Source organism: Bacillus pumilus (assembly GCF_024498355.1).
Taxonomy (GTDB): domain Bacteria; phylum Bacillota; class Bacilli; order Bacillales; family Bacillaceae; genus Bacillus; species Bacillus pumilus_P.
The window spans coordinates 954,946-980,719 of the sequence record NZ_CP101833.1; the positions used below are offsets into that span (position 1 = coordinate 954,946).

The window sequence follows — 25,774 nt, forward strand, 5'->3', positions numbered from 1 at the left end:
TATTTGATCCTTATAATAGAAAGTAGATAAAAATTCGGATCACGATAGATACATACAGGAGGAACAAATGAAAAAACAATTGATCACAGCTGCAAGTGCAGTTCTACTTGGGACGACATTATTTGCCGGAACTGCCTCAGCACAATCAGTAAAGGTTCAAAAAGGTGACTCTCTTTCTGTTCTAGCGAAAAGATACAAAACAACCGTGAGCAAGATTAAATCAGACAATAAGCTGAAATCTAACATGATTTATGTTGGACAAACGTTAAAAGTAAATGGAACTTCCTCGAAAAAAACAACAACAAAAGTAAAAGCGGCTTCAGCGACAGCCACTCATAAAGTTGTCAAAGGTGATACACTATCTAAAATTGGCAAAAAGTATGGGATGACAGTGAAAGAGCTGAAATCATTAAATAAACTCAAAACAGACCTCATCAAAATTGGACAAAAGCTAAAGGTGAAAAAGACGTCTAAAGCGAAGACAACACCTGTCAAAGGAAAAACAGTCTCTACTTCTTCATTAAACAAGTCTAAGCTCGTATCAGATGCTAAAGCACAGAACGGTACACCATATAAATGGGGTGGAACGACACCGAAAGGCTTTGATTGCAGCGGGTTTATGTGGTATATCATTAACAAGCAAAAAAAGATTTCAAGACAAACAACAGAAGGTTTTTGGGGCTCGATGAAGAGCGTCTCAACACCGAAGGTTGGAGATTTTGTGTTCTTTACGACATATAAATCTGGTCCATCTCACATGGGTGTCTACATTGGGAACAACAAGTTTATCCATGCTGCTTCTGACGGTGTGACGATCAGTGATATGAATTCAAGCTATTGGAAGCCGATTTACCTTGGAGCGAAAACATTTGTTAACTAATCTATTCAAAGAGACTGCTCATGAAGCAGTCTTTCAGCGTGTAGACAAACCCTCGCATTCTGTGTCAGTCCTGCGTGCCGGTGCTCACGAATCACAAATTCGCTCCGCTCCGGTACTCGTCCTTCCTAGACTTCAAGGGCTTTCTATCACGCTGAAAAGAAGACAAAGGGCTAAAATGAAGATCATTTTAGCCCTTTGTCAACAATCTGAGAGACTGCTCATGAAGCAGTCTCTTTTTTCATATATCATTCGCGCAACAGGAGTGGACCTTTATTATAGTTCACTACCAGTCTAAAGGCTTTTAAATAACATGAATACGGACTCGCTAAGGGGAGTCTTATTTTTATTCAATCATCATTTATAAGCTTGGCGTCATCACATATGTTCGTTTCTTCATCTGGCTTGCTATCGAATTGATTGTGTATTCTTATATTCAAGAAAGCAACTCAGAATTAAATAAGAAATAAATGGATACACAGAAAAAGCTAGTGCTACTTGGTGCAGTCAAGTAGCACTGGCTTTTCATTTTGTGAGTCATTAAAAACCTAACTGAAGATCTACATCAATTGATACGATGGCATAGACGCAAACAATGACAAAGATATTCAGTACGACACCTAGGAAACCTGGGCCCGTACGACCTTTTTTGATGAACAGTTCAATAATGCCAAATGGAACTGCGGCCATTGCAAAAGGAAGCATTTGAAAAGAATAAAATGTCACATTGCTGATAATGGCGAGGTTCAGCATGAGCAGGGATAAAATAGCTGTGCCGACAGAAATCCAGCCAAATACATTATGCTCTTTAAAAATTCTTACCAATTCCATAATTCCACCTCGCTCACTTTTGCCGTTTTAATGCGTTTTGTCTTCACAAATTTCTCAATTTCTTTAGAAGGACCTGTGACAACAGAGCCATAAATCGTGACACCATTTTGATTGATATAGCGTATTCGGTTAGACAGGTCAAGTTCAGGTCTGCCGGAGATCGTTTTTGCCCAGGTTGGATGCTGATTGACATAGGCAAGGGCATCTTTGAATTGATCTACCTCTGTTTTTGATGTGTGCTGAAGCTCTTTTAAAAATTCGGAGTCTTTCCCAGGAAAACCGATCGGGCGCTGATTCCTACTTAATGAATCCTCTGTTTTAATCGCATTCCAAAGCACTTTCATATCATATTTTTTAGCCAAGGAATAAACGTCCTTTGGTGTGTAAGCTTTGTCATAGGATACATACACTTCACTCACTGTTCCTTCAGGAAGCTTGTCTAAAGTCGTGAGTGTTTGTTTTTTTGATGCATCTGCCTGCGTAGAAGGGTGGGTAAAGAAATCCTCCGTATTACGTGCACTGTCACCATAATAAGAGATTGTAGGCTGTTTTAATTTATCGAAAAACATTTCAATTTGTTCACTGCCAATGGCTTCTGTTTTATTGCCAATTTGTTTTTGCAGCTTAAGCTCTGTGTTCATACCAAACAGCTTGACCTGTCCTTTTAAATCCTTCATATCAATGGCCACGTTTGGTTTTGTCAGAGCGACTGTCACAGCAGCTGTTTCCATGAAATGATTGCCTTTGCTCTCTGCTCCGCCAACTCCGTAGTATAGATAACTTCCCAATGTACAAAGTGGTAAAATAATGAGTGTAGATATGACAGCAAGTACGGAAATACGTAAGTAAGACTTTCTTTTTCCGTATTGTAAAATGGCTTTTTGCTTTTCAGGACTGATGGAGAAGTCTGTCCAATCCGAGTCATTCAGCTCCTGACTTAAGCGCTTTTCATTTTCTTCAAGCTCTTCTTCAAACGCCATCATTTCTTCCTCATTCATCTCGCCATTATTATATTGTTCCCATCGCTTGTTAAACTCTTCATTCATCATTAACACCTCTGTTGTAAAGTGCTTTTAGGCGCTGCCTTGCACGAAATAAAACACTTTTAAAATTTGCTTCAGTAATATTCATGACCTTGGATGCTTCCTTGTAATTCAGTTCTTTTAAATAATACAATGTCAACGCTTCCTTGTAGTTATCTGGAAGCTGCTCCAAATACATGGTGAGAACTTCTTTTATTTCAACCTGTTCAGCAGGGCTTTGTACAGACGTTTGTAAAAGGCCGCCAATTAGATCATCCGATATGGTCACTTCTTTTTTATGTTTCCTGACATAATCAATAAAAGCATTTCGTGCCACCTGAAATAACCAAGGTTTCACTTTGCTATGGTCGTAGGAATGAATATGTATATAAGCACGCATAAAGGTTTCCTGCAATAAGTCTTCCGCCAAATGTTTGTCTTTTGTCATGGAGAGCAGAAACCTGTAAACATCGTTCATATACATTTGATAAATTTCATCGATCGTCACTGATTTTTCTCCCCTCTATGTTATACACGCATAAGAAAGGCATAAAGTTGCACGAAACTTCTCATAGGCCGTACATTACTCATCTCTTTCGCCGAATCAAAATCATTTCTCCTTATCATAGCGAAATTTGCTTCATTTATAAAGCATTTTCAATAGAACAAATCAGGAAAAACCTTCGAAAAACGACAAAATTGGACAATTCCTATTTTATTCTCTCCTAAAACCGCATGTCTGAATACAGAAGGAGCAAGGATTTCAAACGAAAAGCTGATTTTAGTGAGCAGCTTTTATTTTAGCGGCATCACAAAATTTTTAGTACCAGGTAATAAAAAATTTGTTATAATAGAAACAAATCCTTCATTCTTCAAACAAAGGAAGTGCACTATGTATAAATTTTCAGGCTATACCATCAAAGCATTTTTTGCTCTCCGAGGCGGAATCAAAGTATATCAAAAAGAAAATCTGCCAACGGATCGAGGTTTTGTCATTGCATGTACGCATGAGGGTTTTGTGGATGTTCTTGCACTAGGCGCAGGAATTCTTCCGTTTGAGATCCACTACATGGCGAAAAAAGAATTGTTTGCAAATAAATGGATCGGTGGATTTTTAAAAAGAATTCATGCCTTTCCAGTTGATCGAGAGAATCCTGGGCCAAGCAGTATTAAAACGCCCATTAAATTATTAAAAGAGGGAAAGATCGTTGGCATTTTCCCAAGTGGAACACGTACAACAGAAGATGTTCCTTTAAAAAGAGGGGCGGTCACCATTGCACAGCTCGGCAAAGCGCCAATTGTTCCAGCGGCGTACAAAGGACCATCAAATGCGAAAAGTCTTTTCAAAAAGGGGAAAATGCGCTTAATCATCGGGGAACCGATTGAACTGTCTGAATTCGATCATCTGCCGCCAAAAGAAAGATTAGGTGCTATGACGGAAGTATTAAATACAAAAATAAAAGAACTTGAAGCTCAATTAATGGAAAAGGCATAAAAAAAACGACCACTTGCTTAGGGCAAGGGTCGTTTTTTCTTACGAAGCGCCTTCTTCGGCTGCTTCTAATAGTTGTTCATTTAACTTTTTGACTTCGATGTATACCACGTGGTGTCCATCGACTTCATTAATGATAAATTCATAGCCTTGTTCACGAATGGAGTCATTTTTCTCTACTTCATACTTCTGCGTGAGGAACCAGCCGCCAATCGTGTCCACTTCTTCATTATCAAGTGTAATACCTAACAGTAGGTTGACTTGATCCACAAGGACTTTCCCATCAAAGATGTAATGGTCTTCTCCCAGCTTACGCACTTCGTTGATTTCATCAATATCGAATTCATCACGAATTTCACCGACGATTTCTTCAAGGATGTCTTCAACAGTAACAAGACCTGCTGTACCGCCATATTCATCTGATAAGATTGCCATGTGTACACGTTCACGCTGCATTTTTAGCAGTAAATCATGAACAGGAACCGTTTCAATCACATGAATAATCGGATTCACAAATTTTTCGATCGTATCACTTGTAGAACATTCACCGCTAATGCACGCAGTGAGAACCTCTTTAATATTCACAACACCGATCATGTTGTCTTTATCGCCATCTTCAATTGGATAACGTGTATATTTCTCTACCTTGGTGACCTTCAGCATTTCCTCAATGGTAATATCGTGAGGGAAGCTGACAACTTCGGTACGAGGAATCATAATTTCTTTCGCCAGACGATCATCAAATTCAAAAATTTTGTTCACATATTTGAATTCAGACTGGTTAATTTCGCCGCTCTTATAGCTTTCTGATAAAATAATCCGCAATTCTTCTTCAGAGTGCGCCATGTCATGATCAGATACTTGCTGTAGACCAAACGCTTTCGTTAATAGACGAGCAGATCCATTTAATACCCAAATGAACGGGAACATCACCTTGTAAAAGATCATCAGCGGTCTAGCAAAAAGAAGGGATACTTGCTCAGCCTTTTGAATGGCGAGTGTTTTCGGTGCAAGCTCTCCAACCACAACGTGTAAAAACGTCATAATACTAAACGCAATAATAAAAGTGACAATGTGACTAGCTGATTGAGGAATTGACAGCTCTACAAACAGTGGAGCAAGCATATGCGCAATCGTTTCTTCCCCTAACCAACCTATTCCAAGGGCGGTAATGGTAATACCAAGCTGACAGGCAGATAAGTACTCATCAAGGTGAGTCGTCACATGCTTGACAGCAACTGCTGTTTTATTACCTTCTGCGATTAATTGATCAATTCTTGAGCTTCTTAAGCGAATGATCGCAAACTCTGATGCAACGAAAAATGCGGTTAAAGCTATAAGTAAAGCAACTATGAGTAAATTAACTATGTCCAATTAAGGCCTTCGTTCTGACTTTGAGAACGAAGGTAACACCTCCTGTTTAGTAAAAATTTTAACTTAACAGCAGTAAAAATGATTGGACAGCCGTCATTTTTTCAGGTGTAAGCTGCTCTTTTAGTTTTTCACGTTGTTCTGGTTGAAGCTGCTTACAACGTGCCAAAATGCGGTCCATATGCTCATTCATCTGATCGATATCAGAGGTTAAATGGACAAGTTCATCATGATTCTCTTTTTGAGAAGGGAATTGTTCATTTAATCTGGATTTGATGTCAGAAAGAGCCAATCTCTGCTGTTTGCAAAGAACGATTAATTGTAATCGTTTTAAAGCATGTTCATCGTAATAACGATAATTTGAGCAAGATCTAACAGGCGCTAGCAATCCGAGATTTGTATAATAATCTACAGTTCGTTTCGTCACCTGTGCAATCTGTGCTAGTTCACCAATACGATACTTTTTCTCAGCCCCATCTGAACATCTCCTCCTAACCGTCACGTTATAGTTTATGAAAATAGTTTAATATAATTCTATGCTGAAATACAAGTTAATTGTTCATATTTCCTGCCAATAAGAAGAAACAGAGGGGGATTTCCCTCGTTCTAGATTGTCCTGTCAAAAATAACATGACGATACAGGAATTTTCAGATTTTTTATGGTAAAATAAATTGAATACCGTTTCATATATATGTAGATATGTAGAGAGGCGGATTTTACGTGAATCGGAGGTGGTTAAGTGGGACCCTCAAAGTAGTCTTATTTAATCAGTTAACCGTTTTGCAAAAGACAACATCATCAATCAGGAGGTGACTCCTTGTTCTTCTAAGAAAGAGCAAGGTTAAATGGACGATATTGTTAATCTGAGTATAGTCGGTGTTTTGATTGCTTTAACAGCTTTCTTTGTTGCATCTGAGTTTGCCATTGTGAAGGTGAGAAGTTCCAGAATTAATCAGCTTGTTGCCGAAGGGTCCAAAAAGGCCATCATGGCGAAAAAGGTGACATCAAGGCTAGATGAATATTTGTCAGCCTGTCAGCTCGGTATTACAGTGACATCACTCGGTTTAGGGTGGATCGGTAAGCCGGCAGTGAAAGAACTTTTGGTTCGAGGTTTCGGTTTGACAAACATTCCTGATTCAGCAATCAGCCTGATCTCAGCAACACTTGCGTTCTCTATTATTACTTTTTTGCATGTAGTCGTAGGTGAGCTTGCTCCAAAAACGCTCGCCATTCAAAAGGCAGAAAAAATGACGCTTTGGCTGTCAGGCCCGCTGCATGCATTTTATATCCTCATGTTCCCTTTCATTTATGTTTTAAACGGATCAGCCCGAGTGTTGACCAAAATGATGGGCATCGATATGGGCTCTGAAAAAGAACATTCCCATTCTGAAGAGGAATTGAAGATTTTATTATCTGAGAGCTTAAAAAATGGGGAAATCAACTCATCAGAATATAACTATATGAACAAAATTTTCGATTTCGATAATCGAATTGCCAGAGAGATCATGATACCCCGAAGAGAAATTTGCGCAATCCCAGAAGATATGCCATTAGACGATATACTGGCCATCATGACAAAGGAAAAGTATACACGCTTTCCAGTATTTTCAGGGGATAAAGACCATGTCATTGGCATGTTGAACAAAAAGCAGCTCTTTGCAGATATTGTGTATCAGGAAGAAAAAGATCAACTGAAGATTCAAGATTATATATATCCTGTGATTGAAGTGATTGACACGATTCCAATTCAGGAACTACTCGTCAAGATGCAGCGCGATAGAATGCATATGGCGGTGTTAACCGATGAATATGGCGGAACGTCTGGACTTGTTACAACGGAAGATATTTTAGAAGAGATTGTCGGAGACATTCGAGATGAATTTGATGAAGATGAGCAGCCGGTCATTCAAAAAAGAGCCGAACATCATTATGTATTAGATGGCAAAGTGAGATTAGATGAAATTCATGATTTGATCGAGCTTTCCTATCATGATGAAGAAATTGATACAATAGGCGGGTTAATCTTAAAAGAAAATATTGATATCCAAGAAGGACAGTCTATTTATCTTGATGACATTCGGATAAAGGTGCTGGAAATGGATGGACGCTATATTAAAAAGATAGACCTGAAGAAAGGCGTCACGTCATCGGATAAAGGAAACACACGCACTGGGCTTGATATAAAAGAGCCGCTGTTAGTAAACGAAATGACCTTGAGCGAAAAATAAGCTCAAGGTTTTTTTAGGTATTTAGTCTCTTTTTAACGAATGTACGTTCGTATATAATAAGAACAAACGTTCGTTAAGGGGGATGGACATGCTTTGGTATGAAACAGCAAGCAGCACGGAGAAAAAAACCTCAATGAAACGAATTGAGTTTCATTTGAAGAATTTCAAAAATTATCAGGCAGCAATCTTAAATATTGAAAGGCAGCTTGAAAAAAGAAATCCGCTTCATCAGGATCACATGACACGAAAAAAGTTAGAAGAACAGAAAAACCAGTATGAACTAATCGTTGCTTGTATTGAAACAGCACTAAAAGAATTGGATGACATAGAGCAGCAGCTGATTGATTACAAATATTTTAGAGATTGGCGGATGGCAAAATGTGCAATCGAAATCGGCTATAGTGAAAAAACACTTTTTTTAATGAAGCGCCAGTTAATGGATCAGCTGCTCATTAGCTTAGCCGCCATCACGAATATTTAAAAAAGGTGTTGTCCTATTTGATAAAACGCAGCAAAGAGACATAAAGATCCGATGATCGTCACAAATAAATAGACAGTGAGCTTTCCTATTTGATGCTGCATCAGCATAGTCGCAGACTCTACACTAAAAGTAGAGAATGTTGTAAAGCCGCCGAAAAACCCGGTTCCAATAATCACAAGCAGCGGATGATTGGCAGTCACTGCACCTGTCAGTAAACCTAAACCGGCAGCACCTAATAAATTGATAAGAATGATACTGTATGGGAAACGAGCATGGGAATGAGTTTTCTGAATCGATTGGCTGATGAAAAAACGAAGAGCACTGCCAAGTCCGCCGGCAACAGCTGTATAAAAAATAATCATTTATCTGCTTCCTTTCTGCTGCTCATTTTGATGAAAGAGCTGCTGAGCGATCATAAGTCCAGATAAGGCAGCGGCCACTCCGGCAATCACGGAGAGCAGGATGTACATCATGCTCAAATTGAACTGTCCAGCCTGTAATAGGAGAACAGTCTCTTTAGAAAAAGTGGACATTGTCGTAAACCCACCACAAAATCCTGTTCCGATCAAAGCAGCAAGATATTTTTTTCCCTTCTGAAATAGAAAGTATCCTGTCGCAAAACCAAGAAACAGACTGCCCAAAATGTTTTCGATCATCGTTGCATAGGGGAATGTTTGGCTGACAACGGTTTGGCTTAGTTCATATCTGCAAAGTGTGCCAAGCAGTCCACCGATAAAAACGGCAAGATAAGCTTTCATTTAGTCATTTCTCCTTTTGAAAAAATGGTGGGTGATCTGTCACCACTCCATCAATGGGGTATTTTTTTATCCGATTGGCTGTTTTTTGATCTTTCACTGTCCATATAAATACATCCATCCCGAATGAGTGGATGCGGTCTATCCACCATCTGTTGATCATCGTTTTCTTCATATTAAGACAATCCGCAAAGGAACTGTACACCGCTAATTTTCTTTTCGCCAGTTTTAAGGCGGAAGGTTTTATGATAAAAGCTGTTCGAAGAGAAGGTGCATAAGCTTTGACTCTTTGGAGTGCATTGTCATCAAAAGATTGAACCATGATATGACGGGAATAGGTAAACCGGTTGATGATGTCGACAACTGCCTTTTCAATCCCAATCTGCCGTTTTGGTTGCTTGATCTCAATCAGTATCCCGATGCGCTGTCTGTATCTTTCAAGAATTTCTTGTAATGTTGGGATTCGTTCGTTGGCAAACCGTTCATCAAACCAGCTTCCTGCATCCAGCTTCTTCAGCTGATCAAGTGTATAACTTTTCACTAAGCCGCTTCCGTCTGTCGTTCGATCAATGGTATCATCATGGATCACGGCTACGTGCTGATCCAATGTCAGCTGTACGTCTAACTCAATATAATCTGCCCCCTGCTGAACTGCTAAATCAAACGCAGCGATTGTATTTTCTGGGGCAGCGCTTGATGACCCTCTATGCGCGATAATATACACATGCTCCAGCTCCCTGACATTCGTTCTGATCTTATCATATCAAATGCTTTGCCGGTTTTCCTTCTTTACTATATGGAGAGGTGAGAGCTGTATGTAATAGTGAAATAACATGTGCTGAGAAAGCATGTTGTATCAATATGAAAAGTTGTAGGAATATCCCAAGCTTTTATTGAGTAAATCTGAATAACATCAATTTTTCTTCGATCAATTTTGTCCAAATCGTCAGCATTCGTCAAAATATTAGTGCTTTCGTCATGTTGACTGAAAATTCTGATGTTTTATAATGATGAAAAGGAGGCGAGATGATTGGGTAAAGGGAGAATTAGAGTTGAAGAACGTATTAAGGTCGAAACCGATGCTGAAATGTTTAAAGCGACTCTCCTTGATCAGGCTCAGAAGAAAAAGTAGTTTGCTGCCCGTCGTTATGTCTCAAGCCAAAATTTCATAATTGAACATCATGCCTCGGGATAGGTCCCGAGGCTTTTTATATTAAGGTCAGACATTTAAGAGAGGACACAAACGAAGGTTATATTATAAACTAGAGAGGATTGTTTTAAAGGAGAGAGACAGATATGTTTACACAAAAATGGATGGATACATATTTTACAGTAGATATTGCGATCCAAATTGGCATTAGCCTTTGTATTTTATTGCTTTTTTTATTGCTTCGGAAAGTATTTACGAAGTACTTATTTCACCTTCTCTTTAGGCTGACGAATCGGTCTAAAACCGAGGTGATTAATCAAATTGTTGTGGCATTCGAAAAACCTGCCAGACTGTTTTTTGTGGCACTTGGTTTATATTTTGCATTAAGACAGGCACCATATTTTGAGCATCATATGGATGTCATCATCAAATTTTATAGATCCTCTATTATATTGATGCTGACATGGGGGCTTTGTAACTTAACCGCTGCGTCTTCATTCTTATTTCAAAAGGTGAATTCGAAGTTTGAATTAGAAATGGATGATATTTTAGCACCTTTTTTATCAAAGGTTCTTCGTTTCATTATTATTGCATTAAGTATTAGTGTCATTGCACAAGAATTTAATTATGATGTGAACGGGCTTGTGGCAGGACTTGGTCTAGGTGGACTAGCCTTTGCGCTCGCTGCGCAGGATACAGTGGCGAACTTTTTTGGAGGGATTGTCATTATTACAGAGAAGCCTTTTACGATGGGCGATTTTGTAGAGACACCAAGTGTACTTGGGACTGTAGAGGACATTACGTTTCGAAGCACAAAATTTAGAACACCTGCTGAAGCGGTGGTGACAGTGCCGAATTCCACCCTTTCAAAGGAGCCAATCACAAACTGGACGAGAATGAATAAACGTCAGATTACGTTCTCCGTTCGTGTGTCCTACAATACACCAAAGGAAAACATTGATAAGTGTATCAAACGCCTTAAACAAATGCTTCATGAGCATGATGGGGTTCATAAGGAAACGATCATGGTGAATCTCGATGTACTGGCAGACAGCTATTTGAGCTTATTTTTCAACTTTTACACGAACACGACGGCTTGGGCTGAAAACCTCGATATGAAGCAAGACATTAACTATCGCATCATTGATATTTTCCATCAAGAAGGTGTAGAATTTGCTTTCCCTGGACAGACCATTTATATGAAACAAAAGGGTGAGAAACAGCTGGGGGAATAAAGGAGGAATTGTGAGTGGATCAAACAAAGGTGGCAGCGCTAAAAGAGAGATTAACGCAGGCCTCACATATTACAGTCCTTTCAGGAGCTGGTATGAGCACAGAGTCGGGTATTCCTGATTTTAGATCAACAGGTGGCTTGTGGACAGAAGATACCACTCGCATGGAGGCGATGAGCCGGTCCTATTTTTTATCACACCCTCATCAATTCTGGCCGAAATTTAAGGAATTGTTTCAGATGAAAATGAGTGGAGAGTATGAACCAAATGATGGACATGATTTCTTAGCCAACCTTGAGAAACAAGGAAAGCACGTGGATATTTTTACCCAAAATATTGACGGCCTGCATAAAAGGGCGGGAAGCCAGCATGTCTATGAACTGCATGGTTCCATTCAAACAGCCACTTGTCCATCTTGCCGGACGACATATGAACTGCCTTATTTATTAAAAGAAGAGGTACCGGTTTGTCAAAGGGTCTCCTCAGGCGGCCGCACGTGTGGACGTGTGCTCAAAACAGATGTCGTCCTTTTTGGAGATATGGTGAAGCATTTTGATCAAGTGGAGAGATCGCTTCAGCAAACGGACATGCTGCTGGTTATGGGAACTTCCCTAGAAGTGGCGCCAGCACGATATATTCCAGAAGATGCAGCCCATCATCCTTCCATCTTCAAGGTGATGATGAATTTGAGTGAAACAGAATACGATTCGCTTTTTGATCTTGTCTTTCATGAACGGATTGGCGATCTCGTGAAAGCTCTATAAATCATCAAAAAACCCGCATCCAAAAGGTGCGGGTTTTCTTTATTGCTGCAGCGGCTTCATTGTTTCATCAAGGACTTCAAATGTATAGCCCTTTGCTTTTAGCTGTGTGATCAAACTATTTAAGTATTTTGCGGTAGCTGGCTGATCATGCATTAATATGATTTTTGGTTCTTTCGGGTGTTTTGTCTCTAGCACTTGCAGCTGATTCAATACCTCTGGTACATATTTTGAGCTTTTATATTTCCAGTCAAGGCTATCAATTGTCCAATCCCAGTATATAAAGCCTTTTTGTTTTAAACGTGCTTTTTGCTGATCTGTTAAATTGGGGGAACTGCCATAAGGTGTTCTCACAAGATGTGTATACTCACCTGTGACAGAAGCCAAAATGCGCTGATCTTCTTTCATCTCGTTTACTGGAGAATCACTTTTTTGATAAAAGCGTTTCACATCATGCGTGATGCCATGAAGCCCTAATTGATGACCTTCTTGATGAAGCCTTTTAACAGCTGCTGGGTGTTCTTTGATCTGGGGCCCAAGCATAAAGAATGTAGCCTTCACTTGATGCGCTTTTAGCACATCTAACAGCTGATTTGATGTAGCAGTAGGACCATCATCAAAGGTTAAAAAGATCGTTTGATCCGTTACATGTTTGTTTGGATTGATCTTAAAATGTGCATCTAGTGTTTTCGGAGAATCATCTTTTGCTTTCAGACTTGTGCTTGTGTCTCGGAATTGACTGCTCGCAGACATTTCAGCCGGCTGGTCTGCTGCCTGCATATTGGTTTTAGACATATCCCAAATGAAAAAGAGGATCAGTGATAGAATCACTAAACCAATCGCCTTTGAGAGCAGCATCGTGTTTGAAGGTGTCTGTTTTTTCGTAACCCGTTGCATTACAATCGCTCCAATAAATCAAAAATTTGTGTCGAATCATGTAGTGGATTCTGTCTTTTTCCGCTGTTTTTTGTCGTGCTCATATGGAGTAAGTATACAGGAAAAAAGAGCCTATGAATATAGAAGATGCTAAAAAATTGGAATCTTTTTGGTTATGAATCTATATTTGTTACAATAGGAGGTTATCGATTTATGTTCGTATGAAATAATTCTGATTAATCATTGAAACGTTTACATTTATCCGCTAAGATAGCATCAGACTCAACCATTAAAGCAAAGCGAAGGGGAGATTCCATATGAAAATATTGTACAATGGAGATTTCATTGAAAAAAAAGATGCACATGTTGATATTGAGGACAGAGGGTATCAATTTGGCGACGGAGTCTATGAGGTCATCCGTGTATACAATGGTACTTTGTTTACATTAAAAGAGCATACAGAGCGTTTGTTCAAGAGTGCAAAAGAAATCGGCATTCATCTGCAAGGTACAGTATCAGATATGGAAGAAAAACTAAAACAGTTAGTCGCTCACAATCAATTAACAGATGGCGGTGTGTATATTCAAGTCACTCGGGGTGTCGCACCTCGTAAACATCAATATGGTGATTCTCTCACTCCTCAAATCACGGCATATACGTTCCATGTGAAAAAACCTGTTCAAGAGCAGGCAGCTGGTGCAAAGGCCTTATTATCTGAGGATCTTCGCTGGTTAAGGTGTGATATTAAAAGTTTAAACCTGTTATATAACGTCATGGAGAAGCAGAAAGCGTCTGAAGCCGGTGCGTTTGAAGCGATTCTCATCAGAGACGGTTTTGTGACCGAGGGAACCTCCTCGAATGTATATGCCGTCATTGATGGCGTAATTCGTACTCACCCAGCAAACAATCTCATTTTAAACGGCATTACCCGTAGAAAGCTGCTTGAGATATGTGAGGAAGAAGGATGCAGTGTCGAAGAAACCCGTATAAGCAAAGAAGAGCTACTGCGCGCGCAGGAAATTTTCATCAGTTCGACGACTGCTGAAGTCATTCCAATTGTTGAGATAGATGGTCAGCGAGTAGGGGAAGGCGTTCCAGGAGAGATCACGAAGCGTGTACAGGAAGGTTTCCAGAAAAAAATTAAACATGAAAGTGAAGCATCCATTTCTTCATAAAGAAAAAGGCTGTAAACCAACGTTTACAGCCTTCAGCGTGTAGACAAACCCTCGCATTCTGTGTCAGTCCTGCGTGCCGGTGCTCACGAATGTCAAATTCGCTCCGCTCTTCGTCCTTCCTAAACTGCAAAGCTTTTCTATCACGCTGAAAGAAGACAAAGGGCTAAAATCAAGATCATTTTAGCCCTTTGTCAACAATCTGATTTATTTCACAATAAGCACAGGTATATCTGAATTTGATGATAACTTTTCGCTCACACTGCCAAATAGCATTTTTTTTAATCTGCTTTGGTCACGTGCTCCCATGACGATGAGGTCTGCTGATATCTCTTCAGCATATTCGATAATGGCTTCTGCGGGCTCCCCCTCAACAATTTCAATGGCAGCTTCAAACTGCTCCTCATTTAAAAGCATCCTCGCTTCCGTAACGACCTCTTCTGTATGGTCTTCAAAGATCAAGGGACTTTGCTGTTCGGCATGAGGTACATACACAGGGGGTGTTTGAAGGTCTGCCATGCCGCCCCCGATATAAGCCCCGCCAGTCATTGGGCGTGGTGCATCAAACACCTGTCTGCTTGATTTGCCATCATGTGCATAGGCAACGGTCAGCTTGGCATGCAAGGTTTTGGATAAAGCGATTGCCTTCTTTAATGCTTTCTTACTGTCTTCATGTCCATCAAACGCAACGACCATCCGATCAGCTTGAAACAATGTCCTCATTCCTTTCAAAAGGAGTCTTTACACTCATGGTATACCCGTTATCATAAAAAGATACACATAAAGGCGATTGTATTTTTGTTAGAAAATTTCATTTATTGAAAAATATTTATTGACAAAATGGTGACAGCCACTATAAGATAAAAAAAGATTCAAGAGCCAAAAGGAGGAAATGTCATGTGCAACAGTGGAAGAATGAAATCAAACTGCATGAATGGGTTGATTCACGTGACAAATACACCTTCATTGGTCATTGAAAAGGAACCATTATGTTCCAATTGATCGGATGAATCAAGGCGTATGTTGCGTATTTGTCAACATGCGCCTTTTTATCATGTATAAAAGAGGCGTACCAGTCAGCTGGTTGCCTCTTTTTTTGTTGTATTCATTTCGTTTCCCGAAATAAAAGTATGAATATCAACAATTAAATGAAGAGGAGTGAAAGCATGTGAACATGCCAAAAGCAAGACAAATGACAAAAGCTCAAAAAACGAAACAAGGTGACAGCCAGGAAAATATAGAAAGCGGCTAGCTTTAAAAGGAGAGACGAACATGTTTTCAGTATTTGCAAAATTAGGCTGGTTCTTTAAACAAGAGTGGAGGCGATATACGATCGCCATTACGCTGCTGCTCATTGTGAATGTGCTTGAAATGCTGCCGCCAAGGTATCTTGGGCAGGCAGTTGATGACATTCGTTCTGGTCAATTTACCACATCTAGTATTGTGTTTTATGTGACTATTTTTTGTTTACTTGGTGTCTTCGTCTATACGCTGACATATTTTTGGATGTATCAGTTATTTGGCGGCGCGAATGTCATGGAGCGTGTGATGCGCGGAAAATTAATGCGTCACTTACTTAAGATGACACCAACCTTTTATGAAAAGAAAAAAACCGGCAACTTAATGGCCTTAGGTACAAACGATTTGAATGCTGTTGCCTTAACGACAGGCTTTGGTGTTCTGACATTGGTTGATTCCACTGCTTATATGCTGATGATCTTTTTTACGATGGGGCTGACGATTAGCTGGAAATTAACCTTAATGGCGATTATTCCCATGCCGCTGATGGCGATCTTGATTGCGTTTTATGGCAGCAAGATTCATGCGCGCTTTACAGTCGCTCAAGATGCATTTGGTGATATGAACGATCGTGTACTGGAATCAGTGGCCGGCGTTCGGGTCATCCGGTCTTTTGTACAGGAGAAACAAGATGTCGAACGCTTTCGCCAAATGACAGATGATGTATTCCAAAAAAACATGCGAGTGGCGATCATTGATTCATTGTTTGAGCCGACAGTGAAATTGCTTGTGGGCATCAGTTACTTAATCGGAATTGGCTATGGAGCATATCTTGTGTTTCAAAGTGATTTAACGATTGGTGAACTTGTTGCATTTAACGTCTATCTTGGGATGATGATCTGGCCAATGTTTGCGATCGGTGAGTTGATTAATATCATGCAAAGAGGAAATGCGTCGTTAGATCGGTTGAATCATACCCTCAGCTATAAGCCGGATGTAACAGACACAGCTCAGCCAAAAGCATTACAAGAGCCTGGCGATATTCAATTTGATCATGTGACGTTCAGATATCCAACTTCGTCTAAAGATAATTTAGTCGATGTGTCCTTTACTGTCCGAAAAGGGCAAACGATTGGCATTACAGGGAAAACAGGAAGCGGCAAGACAACAATTGTGAAACAGCTCCTGCGGCAGTACCCGCCAGGTGATGGACAAATACGCTTATCAGGTGTTCCGATCCAAGACACTGAATTGGATCAGCTATTTCAATGGATCGGTTATGTACCTCAGGATCATATCCTTTTCTCAAAAAGTGTAGAAGAGAATATGCGCTTTGGTCATATGGAAGCGAAACAAAATGAATTAGCACAAGCCATCAAAGACGCTTACTTTGAAAAGGATTTACGACTGTTGCCAGAAGGCCTCGAAACAATGGTTGGGGAAAAAGGCGTGGCGCTGTCAGGCGGTCAAAAGCAGCGAATTTCCATCGCACGTGCTTTATTAATTGATCCCGACATTTTGATTTTGGATGACTCTCTATCTGCGGTTGATGCGAAAACAGAAACCGCTATTTTAGAAAATTTAAGACAAAACCGTCATGGAAAAACGACGTTTATTACGACACATCGTCTATCAGCTGTTGAGCATGCTGATCTCATTCTTGTCATGGAAGAGGGACGCATCGTCCAAAAGGGAACTCACCAAGAGCTCATTCAGCAAGATGGATGGTACAAAGAACAATTTCTGCGTCAGCAGCTGACAAATCAGCTGGAAGGAGGGGATGAGGCATGACAACAGGAAGAAGACTCCTTGCCTATGCACTCCTATATAAGAAAGTACTGTCTATTGCCTTGATCTTTCTGATCATTGCCGTGGGTGCTGAGCTGACAGGACCATTTATTGGGAAGAAAATGATTGATGATCATATTTTAGGTGTCGAAAAACAGTATGTCGAGGTAAATGAAAAAACAGATGAAACGGTTTATTACCAAGGAAATAACTATATACGAAGTGATCGATTAAAGAATGAAAATGAAGCTGGAAAGCAAATCAATGTGGTGCAAGTCGGGTTCGGTTACTACTTTGTGAATGAGCCGATTCGTTTTGATGGAAACCGGACGATATCGGGAAATCAGCTTACCATTGAAAATGGGAACGAGCGCAAAACCTATGATGTACAGCGTTTATCAAAAGAGGAAATATTCGCTTTTTATCAGCCTGAAATTAGTGGTTTGATACAGCTTGTTCTATTTTATCTAGGGCTGCTCGTCATTGCGATCTTCTTTCAGTATGGGCAGCATTATTTGCTCCAGCGGATTGCAAATCGTATTATCCAAAAAATGAGGGTAGACATATTTAAGCATATTCAAACGTTGCCCATTCAGTATTTTGATAATTTACCGGCTGGAAAAGTAGTAGCACGGATCACGAATGACACGGAAACCATCCGTGATTTATATGTAACTGTCCTCGCTAATTTCGTGACCAGTGCCATTTACATGATTGGAATTTATATCGCCATGTTTTTATTAAATGTGAAGCTGGCACTCATTTGTTTGGTAGCTGTACCGATTATTTTCCTATGGTCAATGACTTACCGGAAATTTGCATCAGTATACAATCACCGCATTCGTTCTATTATCAGTGAAATCAATGCAAAACTAAATGAAGCAATTCAAGGGATGACGATTATTCAAGCATTTCGCCATGAAAAAGCGACGAAAGAAGAATTCGATGAGCTGAATAACAATCACTTTCGATATCAGCGAAAAATGCTTCATTTAAATTCACTCCTTTCACATAACTTGGTGAACCTGCTGCGTAATTTAGCGTATGTTGCGCTCATTTGGTACTTTGGCGGCGCGTCATTAGGTGCGTCTGGCATTGTGTCCATTGGCGTACTCTATGCATTTGTCGATTATTTAAATCGATTGTTTCAGCCGATTACAGGCATTGTGAACCAATTTTCTAGATTGGAATTAGCAAGGGTTTCATCGGAAAGGGTCTTCCGATTATTAGATGAGCCAGGAACAAAAGTGGAAGAACCTGATCAGAAGAAAATGGAGGGGTACGTTCAGTTTCAAGATGTAACCTTCGCTTATAATGAAGGGAATAACGTACTAAAGAACATTACGTTTGAAGCAAAAAAGGGCCAAACAGTTGCACTTGTGGGGCATACAGGTTCAGGAAAAAGCTCGATCATGAACTTGCTGCTCCGTTTTTATGACATCCAACAGGGAGATATTCTCATTGATGGAGAAAGTATTTATCATCAGTCGCGCCAAACTTTGCGTAAACAAATGGGCATTGTTCTGCAAGATCCTTATTTATTTTCTGGAACGATTGCATCCAATGTCAGCTTAGGGAACGAAGACATCAAAAGAGAAACCATTGAATCCTCATTAAAGCAAGTAGGCGCAGCAGAGTTATTGAGGCACCTTCCACAAGGCTTTGATGAACCAGTGGTTGAAAAGGGAAGTACCCTCTCTTCAGGGGAACGTCAGTTGATTTCATTTGCCCGCGCACTGGCGTACGATCCAGCGATCTTAATTTTAGATGAAGCAACCGCCAACATCGATACAGAAACAGAGGCCATCATTCAGCGGGCGCTTGATGTAGTCAAAGAAGGACGAACCACCTTTGTTATTGCTCACCGATTATCCACCATTAAGAAAGCCGATATGATTTTGGTGTTAGAAAAAGGTGAAATTGTCGAGCGAGGCAGCCATGAACAACTCATGGAGCAAGGTGGGCTGTATGCGCAAATGTACGAACTGCAAAAAGGTGCTCTTGCAAGCAGCTAAAATGAATAGCCGAAGGAAGTAGAAAAAGAGCCTCTTTCATGCGAAAGGGGCTCTTATGATTCGAGGATTTATTTCTCATTACCTCGACTTTTTACCGGTTGTATATGGTTTGCACGGGCTACATGATCAATAAGCGATGCCGACTCGCTGATGCATAAATTCCTTCGAATTTAACTGTTGATATAAAAAGTGGGCGGTATCTTCAACTGAAATTTTCTTTCCGTCTATAGGGAGAAAATCTTTTTCATAGCGATATGACCGTGTCACTTCTCCATCTGGTAAATAGGTTGGACAAATAATGGTCCAATCTAGTTCAGTTGATTGTAGGATTTCATACGCCTTGGCATGCTCTTTAGCTGCTCGGGAAGTGGTTCGCCTTGATTCACTTGTTTCAAAGCGGTAAAGCTCCGGCTGCTGCCTTGCTTTTAAGATCCCCGCCGTGCCAATCGTAATAATTCTTGATGTATTTGTTTGCTTCATGGCTTGTACGATATGTGCCATTGAAACAGATAATGTATCATCACCATCTGTTGATAGACAGCTCACAACAATATCTGATCCTTTGATCGTCTCAAGCACATCTTCTTGATTTCTTGAATTGCCGGTGACTTGAAACATACCCGCAAGCATTCCTTCCCGGTTTGTCCGAATCAATGAACGAACCAAGTAACGATCATCTACTTGAACGAAACGAAGAAATGCTTGTCCTACACGTCCATGAGCACCGAAAAGAGCTATTTTCATCTGTTCGATCCCTCCACTACATACTATAAGTGAAAAGAACACAAAATGGTACAATTTTATGTCATGCTTTTTTTATAAAGGTGAAAGGACCGAATACTATGAGCATATTCACATAATAGAGAAATACCTACAAATTGTAGAAGTTCAAAGTTCATACCGGAAATAATGTCCATGAAGATCCGCTCCTTTCTACTACATGATATGAGCTGGAAAGGGAATTGGTGAGGGATAAAAGCAAAAAAAGAAGACACCATAAGAGGTGCCTTCTATGATCCAGATATGAAATTAAGCTTTTGTTCCACCCATGTGTTGTTGAGCGTAAGATACAAGACGTTTTGTGATTTCTCCACCAACTGAACCGTTTGCACGAGCTGTCGTTTCTGCTCCAAGGTTTACACCAAATTCAGAAGCGATTTCGTATTTCATTTGATCGATTGCTTGCTCTGCTCCTGGAACTAGTAATTGATTTGAACTATTAGAATTTGCCATGATGTGAATCTCCTTTATATATATGATTTGTTTTTTGGTTGGGTTTGCTGGAATCGCACCAGCGAAATGATCAAGTCATTTGCCACTTGGCGAAACCCAATGCAGTAACTGCTTTGTACTATGTATTATGGTTATTTGTGAAGAAAACATACGAAAAAAGAACATGGTAAATGTTGTGTCGACATACAAAAACCATCACCCAATAGTGAGTGATGGTGCTTAAGGATTTCTCCTTATTCAGCTGAGCGAATGCGCAGCTCAGTATCAATATCGAAGAAGTGCGCTTTATTCATATCAATGGCAAGCGGTATAGATTGACCTGCCTGAATATCCGTACGAGAATCAACACGTGCAATAAACGATTGACCATCGAGAGAAGAATAAAGCATTGTTTCTGCTCCCATTAATTCGGCCACTTCTACGTTTGCATCAATTTTTGTTCCTTCAGATGCCTCTATAAACACAGGCTCATCATGGAAGTCTTCTGGCCTTATGCCAAGAATGACATCCTTTCCGATATAGCCTTGACTACGTAATACCTTCATCTTTCCTTCGGGTACACGAATGTGCGTTTTTCCAACTGCGATGGCGCCGTCAGAAAGTTTTCCTGTAAAAAAGTTCATCGCAGGAGAGCCAATGAATCCGCCTACAAACACATTCTCTGGGTTCTCATACACATCCTTCGGCGCGCCCACCTGCTGAATAAAGCCATCTTTCATCACAACAAGGCGAGTAGCCATTGTCATGGCTTCGGTCTGATCATGTGTGACATAGATAAATGTCGTTTGCAGGCGCTGGTGAAGTTTAGAAATTTCAGCACGCATCTGAACACGGAGTTTTGCATCTAAATTTGAGAGCGGCTCATCTAAAAGAAAGACTTTTGCATCGCGCACAATCGCTCGGCCAAGTGCAACACGCTGTCTTTGACCGCCAGACAGTGCTTTTGGTTTTCTGTCTAAATATTGTTCAAGTCCTAATATTTTAGCCGCATTTCGAACCCGCTCATCAATTTCAGATTTAGGAAACTTCCGCAGCTTTAATCCAAAAGCCATATTATCGTACACATTCATGTGAGGATATAATGCATAGTTTTGGAAAACCATCGCAATATCCCGGTCTTTTGGCGCTACGTCATTCATCCGTTTTCCGTCTAACAGAAAGTCCCCTTGTGAAATTTCTTCAAGACCTGCAATCATGCGAAGTGTTGTTGATTTTCCGCAGCCCGATGGACCAACAAACACAATAAATTCTTTATCCTGTATATGTAGATTAAAGTTGTCTACTGCTGTTACCTTGTTATCGTACACTTTATAAATTTGATTGAGCATCATTTCAGCCATAGATGATAGCCTCCCAGTCTCCTTTTGAAAGCGCTTTACTTATAAGTAAAGTGTATAGAATGGGCAAGAGTCTGTAAATGGACAACGTGCACAACATCTTATTTTCATTTTTGGGCAGGATGCTCACGTCCTCCGTTATTTATGAAAGGTCGAGAAGACTCATCATAAGGTAAGCAGCCGATGCTTCTGAAAAATGTCGTATATCTAGACCTGTGCGCTCAATAAATTTATCGATCCGATATTGAAGGCTGTTTCGGTGAACATATAAAGCTTTTGCTGCCTGCGATGCATTTAAATTACATTCCATATAGGTCATAAGGGTTCGGTAAACATCCCGATCAAAGACCGTTTCTTTAAAGACATCAGAAATAGCGTCAGAAACCACATAGGCATCATAACGAATGAGAGATGGAAGACATTGATAAAATGTAGCAACCCCTGACCTAAGCTTGCCTCGCTGCATATGCCACAAAAAGAGCTGATGTTCATTTAACAATCTCATCTGTAAATGGTCATTTGGCAAGTGCAGCTGTCCTTGTAAAAAGACAGAGTCTGTTAAAAAATCACTTGTGATGGCCTGAGACAAATCATTTAACTGATCTAATTGACCATTTTCTGACGTGGCGTTTGTTTGAATCAGCATAGCTGTATCAGCGCCTGTCCATATGAATTGAGTGCATTCGAGGCTGCTATTCACAGCCTCTTTTATTTGCTGTCTTTGTTCTGCTTGATGGTCCATTTTAAAATAATGAACACGGACGGGATGGTGGACGGTTAATGGTTTGTTTTCAAAAAGATAGCTGTACCATTTCTGTTCATCCTCAGTCTGCTGCGTGTGAGATAGATCAATTGGTGTAAGGAAAGAATTGAGAAGAAGTGTTTCTCTTGCTGTAAGCGCCGTTTTGTCTACTCCAAATAGTTCGCCTTCGTCCGTTTGATACCAAAGAAACTGTTTGTCATTTGTTGGTGAACTGATGATATGGTGTCCGTAAACAAGCTTTAACTTTTCTAACATGGCGAGGCTCCTTAAATAGTTTAATCATAGACATGGAATAGCATTAATTCGTGGATTTCTTCTTTTAGGGTTGGTTCGACTTCATGAGGCGGAAGCTGGGAGCCCCATTCAATATCACCCGTTTTGTGGTAGATGCCTTCATAGTGCGCACCATTGTGAAAGAAGGATATTTTCCAGCCTGGCAATTGTGCTTTCTTAAAGAGAGGTTTCCATTGAAAATGAGAAATCATATCATCATTGCCTCCTTGCTTTTATTGATGAAACAATAAATAAACACGACAATACGGAAACAACCTTGAACTTGATTTTATTGTATCTCATCTGATGAAAAGAGCATAGGAAAAGCATAGATTTCAGAACCGACACGCGACAAAAACAATCAATAGACGTTCGCGTGGTCTGTAGTTGTGAGTGCTGTTTGTGAAAGGTAAGACGTGTAATCCACAATTCTTTTCCCGATCAGCCATTCTGATTTTTTCAAGGACGCATGCTGGAAAATCTCACGGCCTGGGCGAGAATTGGCTTCAAACATCCAGATTGCGCCTGTGTGATCAATGCCTAAGTCAAAACCAATTTCACCAATATGGCCGGGCATATTTTCGTCTATCACCTGACTAAGCGTGATGGCAGTATGAGAAAGCTGTTGCAAAATCTGCAAACGCTTCTTCTCTTCAGGAAAGACATCATAGAGTGTTTTGACCGATCCTCCGTGTAACTGATGGGTCGTGACTGTTTGATTTCCTGAAACTTTTGCCGCTGCTGCCGTGACTGTCCAATGACCATACTTATTTTTATTCGTATGAACTCTGAAATCCAGCGGTTGATTGTCTATATGCAGAAGTTCAATGCCTTGTTGGGCAATAATTTCATGAATGACGCAATCTTTTCGCAGCTGTTTGACGAAATGGTCTACTGAATCATATGAAATGGACTTCCCTTTATTCGAACGTACAATGATTCCGTTATGCACTGATTTTAATTGATAAATACCGTCTCCATGACTTCCGTTTGTCGGTTTTAAGTAAATGACATGATGCAGATGGAGGAGTGTTTCTATTTTACTTATAGCGTCCACAGGATCTAATTGTATGGAATGTGGCAGAAAGGACAATGTTCGTTTATCTGTTAATAGTTGCTCATGTATATGCCATTTATTAAAAAAATAAGGGTTGAACCAAGGGATATCGTAGTCTTGAGTGAGTTTCCGCTTTGTATCTTGAATGAAAGCCGACTGAGCAGCCTTTCTACTTGGAAGCCGGTCATAAACAACTGACGGCAGAGGGAGTTGTTTTTTAACCCATCTTTCCTCTTGATAGAGCAATCCTTCTACTATTCCTTTTTCCCAATCAATAGAATGAGTACCAAAAACATATGCAAAACCAGCATGTTGTTTGCAGGATTGCAGCAGCCTGATAAAAAAATCTGATCTTGCTCCTAATGGCTGTGTACTTTGCTCAAAACCTGCGGTGAAAATGCCAATCAGTGGCCCTATAAAGAGTGTATGGTCAGCGATGATGACATCAGCTTTTGATTGGTAAGGAATCAGTAAATCGATGTATAGATCTTTCGATAATAAAATTTTATGTGTTTGTTGATGGTAGGTAATGGTGAAGTCATCTACTAAACGAGACCCCAAAGCAAGAGAATAGATTGCATTCTGCTGTTTAAAATGGATGGGAAGATGAATTGTTTTTTCACTTGTGAGATGAGGGACGATGATGCAGCGATTTCTGTTCATAAGAAGCCTCCTTCGGCTGAGACATCATAGATTGTGCATGTTGAAGAATGAATTGGATCAATTGGTTTTCCTTTTCAGGGTAAGCCTTTATAAGAGCCGATCGTCCTGGCTTTGATCTTATATTTGATATGAAAAGTCTGCCTTCATTTGTATGAAGTAAATCTACAGCGAACTCAAAGCATGGAGAGTAAGTTTTATCTATATATGCTGGGAGAGATGACTGAATGGATGCAATATCATCTAATAGGAGCTCTTTGATGTGTGGCTGCAATGAATGTAAGTAGTGGTCAAAGCCTACCACATGATTTGAATTTTGTGCATTGCTTAAAAGGCTATTTTCCACAGGTGATTTTGTGTGAATCCCCATGCTATTCCATTGATTTTGTGAATCTTTCATAAGAAAAACTCTAATTTCATTGAATAAAAAATCTTTTTGATCACTCGTGTTAAAAAATTGAAGAAAATATCGGCCTACAAACTTTTTGCACCAGCGTTCAACTTCTGATGGACGAGAAAATGTGATGACCTGCTCGGAACTTAGCTGAACAGTGAATGTTGTTTTGTCTTTTAAAGAAATGAAGTAAGTAGATGCTGCTTGCTGTTGAGAGAGTGACTGCATTTTACAATATCCACCACTCCTTACCATATTGAGCAGGTCCGAGGGCTCTTTCAATAATGAGCATACAGGTAAATATGGCTGTAAAGAAGGAAGGAGACGGAGCTGCTCAAATAGCACCATTTTATTTGGGATTCCAGTATTCAAAAAAATTGTTTTTGGATACATTTTTAGCCATTCCATGATTGGTTTAGCTTGTTTAGATTGTGCGTCATGCTGGTAAAGACATCGATCGTAAATCAAGTCTGGAATTTGAAATTCTGCTGCTGCAAACCCTTTGTCATTCGTATATTTTTGACCTTGTATCAAATTCGAAGCAGGCTTTAAATCAAGAGGTGTAAAACGAACAACCTCTAAATCAAAAGATGAGGCAGCTTTGGCGAGCTGACGTGTGAATGCCTCTTCATGCTGCGGAGAAAGGGCCACAATACCTAACGTTGACGTCATTAAAAAACACCTTCTTTTCAATTTCATTTTTTACCATCAGAAAAACACTTTTTCATGATTTTACAGAAACCTTGCGCTCCTTTATCATTACGAC

Annotated in this window: 28 protein-coding genes; 11 read left to right on the top strand and 17 right to left on the bottom strand. The window is 40.0% G+C overall.

All coding sequences use genetic code 11. The annotated features are described in order from the left end of the window. Positions 1 to 67: 67 nt before the first annotated feature. Together NPA43_RS04675 and NPA43_RS04680 are read left to right on the top strand one after the other, a co-directional pair. Complete coding sequence (locus NPA43_RS04675; protein WP_256499433.1) at positions 68 to 880, top strand: peptidoglycan endopeptidase; 813 nt, start codon at positions 68 to 70, stop codon at positions 878 to 880. Beyond that, positions 870 to 1,175: a hypothetical protein gene (locus NPA43_RS04680; RefSeq protein ID WP_230030979.1), complete on the top strand. Its 306-nt coding sequence runs from the start codon at positions 870 to 872 to the stop codon at positions 1,173 to 1,175. The genes NPA43_RS04675 and NPA43_RS04680 overlap by 11 nt, the downstream gene beginning before the upstream one ends. Before the next feature lie 242 nt (positions 1,176 to 1,417). On the opposite strand, the gene NPA43_RS04685 is transcribed toward NPA43_RS04680, so the two are convergent. The 3 genes from NPA43_RS04685 to NPA43_RS04695 are packed head-to-tail and all read right to left on the bottom strand — an operon-like array spanning position 1,418 to position 3,238. Further along, positions 1,418 to 1,708, bottom strand: coding sequence for a hypothetical protein (locus NPA43_RS04685; protein ID WP_024425288.1), 291 nt, complete (start codon positions 1,706 to 1,708; stop codon positions 1,418 to 1,420). Further along, positions 1,696 to 2,754 (bottom strand): anti-sigma factor, encoded by a 1,059-nt coding sequence (locus NPA43_RS04690; RefSeq protein WP_099728820.1) that lies wholly within the window; start codon positions 2,752 to 2,754, stop codon positions 1,696 to 1,698. Before NPA43_RS04690 ends, NPA43_RS04685 begins: the two co-directional genes overlap by 13 nt. Then, a complete protein-coding gene (locus NPA43_RS04695; RefSeq protein ID WP_024425287.1) occupies positions 2,747 to 3,238 on the bottom strand; it encodes a sigma-70 family RNA polymerase sigma factor in 492 nt (163 codons plus the stop codon). Before NPA43_RS04695 ends, NPA43_RS04690 begins: the two co-directional genes overlap by 8 nt. 384 nt (positions 3,239 to 3,622) lie before the next feature. Between NPA43_RS04695 and NPA43_RS04700 the strand changes: the two genes are divergently transcribed. Next, positions 3,623 to 4,225: a lysophospholipid acyltransferase family protein gene (locus NPA43_RS04700; RefSeq protein WP_099728819.1), complete on the top strand. Its 603-nt coding sequence runs from the start codon at positions 3,623 to 3,625 to the stop codon at positions 4,223 to 4,225. Between the two features lie 39 nt (positions 4,226 to 4,264). Here the strand turns inward: NPA43_RS04700 and NPA43_RS04705 are convergent, their stop codons facing one another. Next, positions 4,265 to 5,596 (bottom strand): hemolysin family protein, encoded by a 1,332-nt coding sequence (locus NPA43_RS04705; RefSeq protein WP_230030977.1) that lies wholly within the window; start codon positions 5,594 to 5,596, stop codon positions 4,265 to 4,267. Between the two features lie 58 nt (positions 5,597 to 5,654). Further along, on the bottom strand, positions 5,655 to 6,095 hold the full coding sequence (locus NPA43_RS04710; protein WP_099728817.1) for a MerR family transcriptional regulator: 441 nt from the start codon (positions 6,093 to 6,095) through the stop codon (positions 5,655 to 5,657). Between the two features lie 344 nt (positions 6,096 to 6,439). Here NPA43_RS04710 and NPA43_RS04715 point away from each other — a divergent pair, with 344 nt between their 5' ends. Together NPA43_RS04715 and NPA43_RS04720 are read left to right on the top strand one after the other, a co-directional pair. Beyond that, positions 6,440 to 7,822 carry a hemolysin family protein gene (locus tag NPA43_RS04715; protein WP_099728816.1) on the top strand — a complete coding sequence of 461 codons (1,383 nt, stop codon included), beginning with the start codon at positions 6,440 to 6,442 and terminating at the stop codon, positions 7,820 to 7,822. Between the two features lie 88 nt (positions 7,823 to 7,910). Continuing rightward, entirely contained in the window at positions 7,911 to 8,303 is a 393-nt protein-coding gene (locus NPA43_RS04720) for a transcriptional regulator (RefSeq protein ID WP_099728815.1), read from the top strand. On the opposite strand, the gene crcB (NPA43_RS04725) is transcribed toward NPA43_RS04720, so the two are convergent. Genes crcB (NPA43_RS04725) through NPA43_RS04735 form a run of 3 tightly spaced genes read right to left on the bottom strand, consistent with a single transcriptional unit; the run spans position 8,300 to position 9,782 of the window. Beyond that, positions 8,300 to 8,665: a fluoride efflux transporter CrcB gene (gene crcB / locus NPA43_RS04725; RefSeq protein WP_099728814.1), complete on the bottom strand. Its 366-nt coding sequence runs from the start codon at positions 8,663 to 8,665 to the stop codon at positions 8,300 to 8,302. The genes NPA43_RS04720 and crcB (NPA43_RS04725) overlap by 4 nt on opposite strands. Next, positions 8,666 to 9,061, bottom strand: a complete 396-nt coding sequence (crcB, locus tag NPA43_RS04730) for a fluoride efflux transporter CrcB (protein WP_099728813.1) — start codon at positions 9,059 to 9,061, stop codon at positions 8,666 to 8,668. A gap of 4 nt (positions 9,062 to 9,065) precedes the next feature. After that, a complete protein-coding gene (locus NPA43_RS04735) occupies positions 9,066 to 9,782 on the bottom strand; it encodes a glycerophosphodiester phosphodiesterase (RefSeq protein ID WP_099728812.1) in 717 nt (238 codons plus the stop codon). 306 nt (positions 9,783 to 10,088) lie between these two features. Between NPA43_RS04735 and NPA43_RS04740 the strand changes: the two genes are divergently transcribed. The 3 genes from NPA43_RS04740 to NPA43_RS04750 all read left to right on the top strand — a co-directional run bounded on the left by NPA43_RS04740 (position 10,089) and on the right by NPA43_RS04750 (position 12,204). Continuing rightward, on the top strand, positions 10,089 to 10,190 hold the full coding sequence (locus NPA43_RS04740; protein WP_008359843.1) for a YhdX family protein: 102 nt from the start codon (positions 10,089 to 10,091) through the stop codon (positions 10,188 to 10,190). A gap of 164 nt (positions 10,191 to 10,354) precedes the next feature. After that, positions 10,355 to 11,443, top strand: coding sequence for a mechanosensitive ion channel family protein (locus NPA43_RS04745; protein ID WP_099728811.1), 1,089 nt, complete (start codon positions 10,355 to 10,357; stop codon positions 11,441 to 11,443). 29 nt (positions 11,444 to 11,472) lie between these two features. Continuing rightward, positions 11,473 to 12,204: an NAD-dependent protein deacylase gene (locus tag NPA43_RS04750; RefSeq protein WP_370461123.1), complete on the top strand. Its 732-nt coding sequence runs from the start codon at positions 11,473 to 11,475 to the stop codon at positions 12,202 to 12,204. Between the two features lie 39 nt (positions 12,205 to 12,243). Here the strand turns inward: NPA43_RS04750 and NPA43_RS04755 are convergent, their stop codons facing one another. Then, the gene (locus NPA43_RS04755) at positions 12,244 to 13,098 is read right to left on the bottom strand and encodes a polysaccharide deacetylase family protein (protein WP_099728809.1); all 855 of its coding nucleotides are present in this window, start codon (positions 13,096 to 13,098) and stop codon (positions 12,244 to 12,246) included. A 296-nt stretch (positions 13,099 to 13,394) separates the two neighbouring features. On the opposite strand from NPA43_RS04755, the gene dat reads away from it, so the two are divergent. Beyond that, positions 13,395 to 14,252 carry a D-amino-acid transaminase gene (gene dat / locus NPA43_RS04760; protein ID WP_230030973.1) on the top strand — a complete coding sequence of 286 codons (858 nt, stop codon included), beginning with the start codon at positions 13,395 to 13,397 and terminating at the stop codon, positions 14,250 to 14,252. Between the two features lie 204 nt (positions 14,253 to 14,456). Here dat and NPA43_RS04765 read toward each other — a convergent pair whose 3' ends face one another. Continuing rightward, entirely contained in the window at positions 14,457 to 14,963 is a 507-nt protein-coding gene (locus NPA43_RS04765; protein WP_230030972.1) for a universal stress protein, read from the bottom strand. Positions 14,964 to 15,521: 558 nt separating this feature from the next. On the opposite strand from NPA43_RS04765, the gene NPA43_RS04770 reads away from it, so the two are divergent. Both NPA43_RS04770 and NPA43_RS04775 read left to right on the top strand, forming a co-directional pair. Next, on the top strand, positions 15,522 to 17,279 hold the full coding sequence (locus tag NPA43_RS04770; RefSeq protein WP_230030971.1) for a multidrug ABC transporter ATP-binding protein BmrC: 1,758 nt from the start codon (positions 15,522 to 15,524) through the stop codon (positions 17,277 to 17,279). Beyond that, a complete protein-coding gene (locus NPA43_RS04775; RefSeq protein ID WP_249705403.1) occupies positions 17,276 to 19,291 on the top strand; it encodes an ABC transporter ATP-binding protein in 2,016 nt (671 codons plus the stop codon). The genes NPA43_RS04770 and NPA43_RS04775 overlap by 4 nt, the downstream gene beginning before the upstream one ends. A gap of 126 nt (positions 19,292 to 19,417) precedes the next feature. On the opposite strand, the gene NPA43_RS04780 is transcribed toward NPA43_RS04775, so the two are convergent. The 7 genes from NPA43_RS04780 to NPA43_RS04810 all read right to left on the bottom strand — a co-directional run bounded on the left by NPA43_RS04780 (position 19,418) and on the right by NPA43_RS04810 (position 25,680). Further along, a complete protein-coding gene (locus NPA43_RS04780) occupies positions 19,418 to 20,035 on the bottom strand; it encodes an NAD(P)-dependent oxidoreductase (RefSeq protein WP_099728804.1) in 618 nt (205 codons plus the stop codon). Between the two features lie 285 nt (positions 20,036 to 20,320). After that, on the bottom strand, positions 20,321 to 20,524 hold the full coding sequence (locus NPA43_RS04785) for an alpha/beta-type small acid-soluble spore protein (RefSeq protein WP_003210761.1): 204 nt from the start codon (positions 20,522 to 20,524) through the stop codon (positions 20,321 to 20,323). A gap of 233 nt (positions 20,525 to 20,757) precedes the next feature. Continuing rightward, complete coding sequence (locus tag NPA43_RS04790) at positions 20,758 to 21,864, bottom strand: ABC transporter ATP-binding protein (protein ID WP_099728803.1); 1,107 nt, start codon at positions 21,862 to 21,864, stop codon at positions 20,758 to 20,760. Positions 21,865 to 22,003: 139 nt separating this feature from the next. Beyond that, positions 22,004 to 22,879, bottom strand: coding sequence for a helix-turn-helix domain-containing protein (locus NPA43_RS04795; RefSeq protein ID WP_230030970.1), 876 nt, complete (start codon positions 22,877 to 22,879; stop codon positions 22,004 to 22,006). 20 nt (positions 22,880 to 22,899) lie between these two features. After that, a complete protein-coding gene (locus tag NPA43_RS04800) occupies positions 22,900 to 23,109 on the bottom strand; it encodes a YheE family protein (protein ID WP_003211787.1) in 210 nt (69 codons plus the stop codon). A gap of 149 nt (positions 23,110 to 23,258) precedes the next feature. Further along, positions 23,259 to 24,617, bottom strand: coding sequence for a YheC/YheD family endospore coat-associated protein (locus NPA43_RS04805; RefSeq protein WP_249705404.1), 1,359 nt, complete (start codon positions 24,615 to 24,617; stop codon positions 23,259 to 23,261). After that, on the bottom strand, positions 24,574 to 25,680 hold the full coding sequence (locus NPA43_RS04810; RefSeq protein ID WP_230030968.1) for a YheC/YheD family protein: 1,107 nt from the start codon (positions 25,678 to 25,680) through the stop codon (positions 24,574 to 24,576). Before NPA43_RS04810 ends, NPA43_RS04805 begins: the two co-directional genes overlap by 44 nt. Between the last annotated feature and the right edge of the window lie 94 nt (positions 25,681 to 25,774).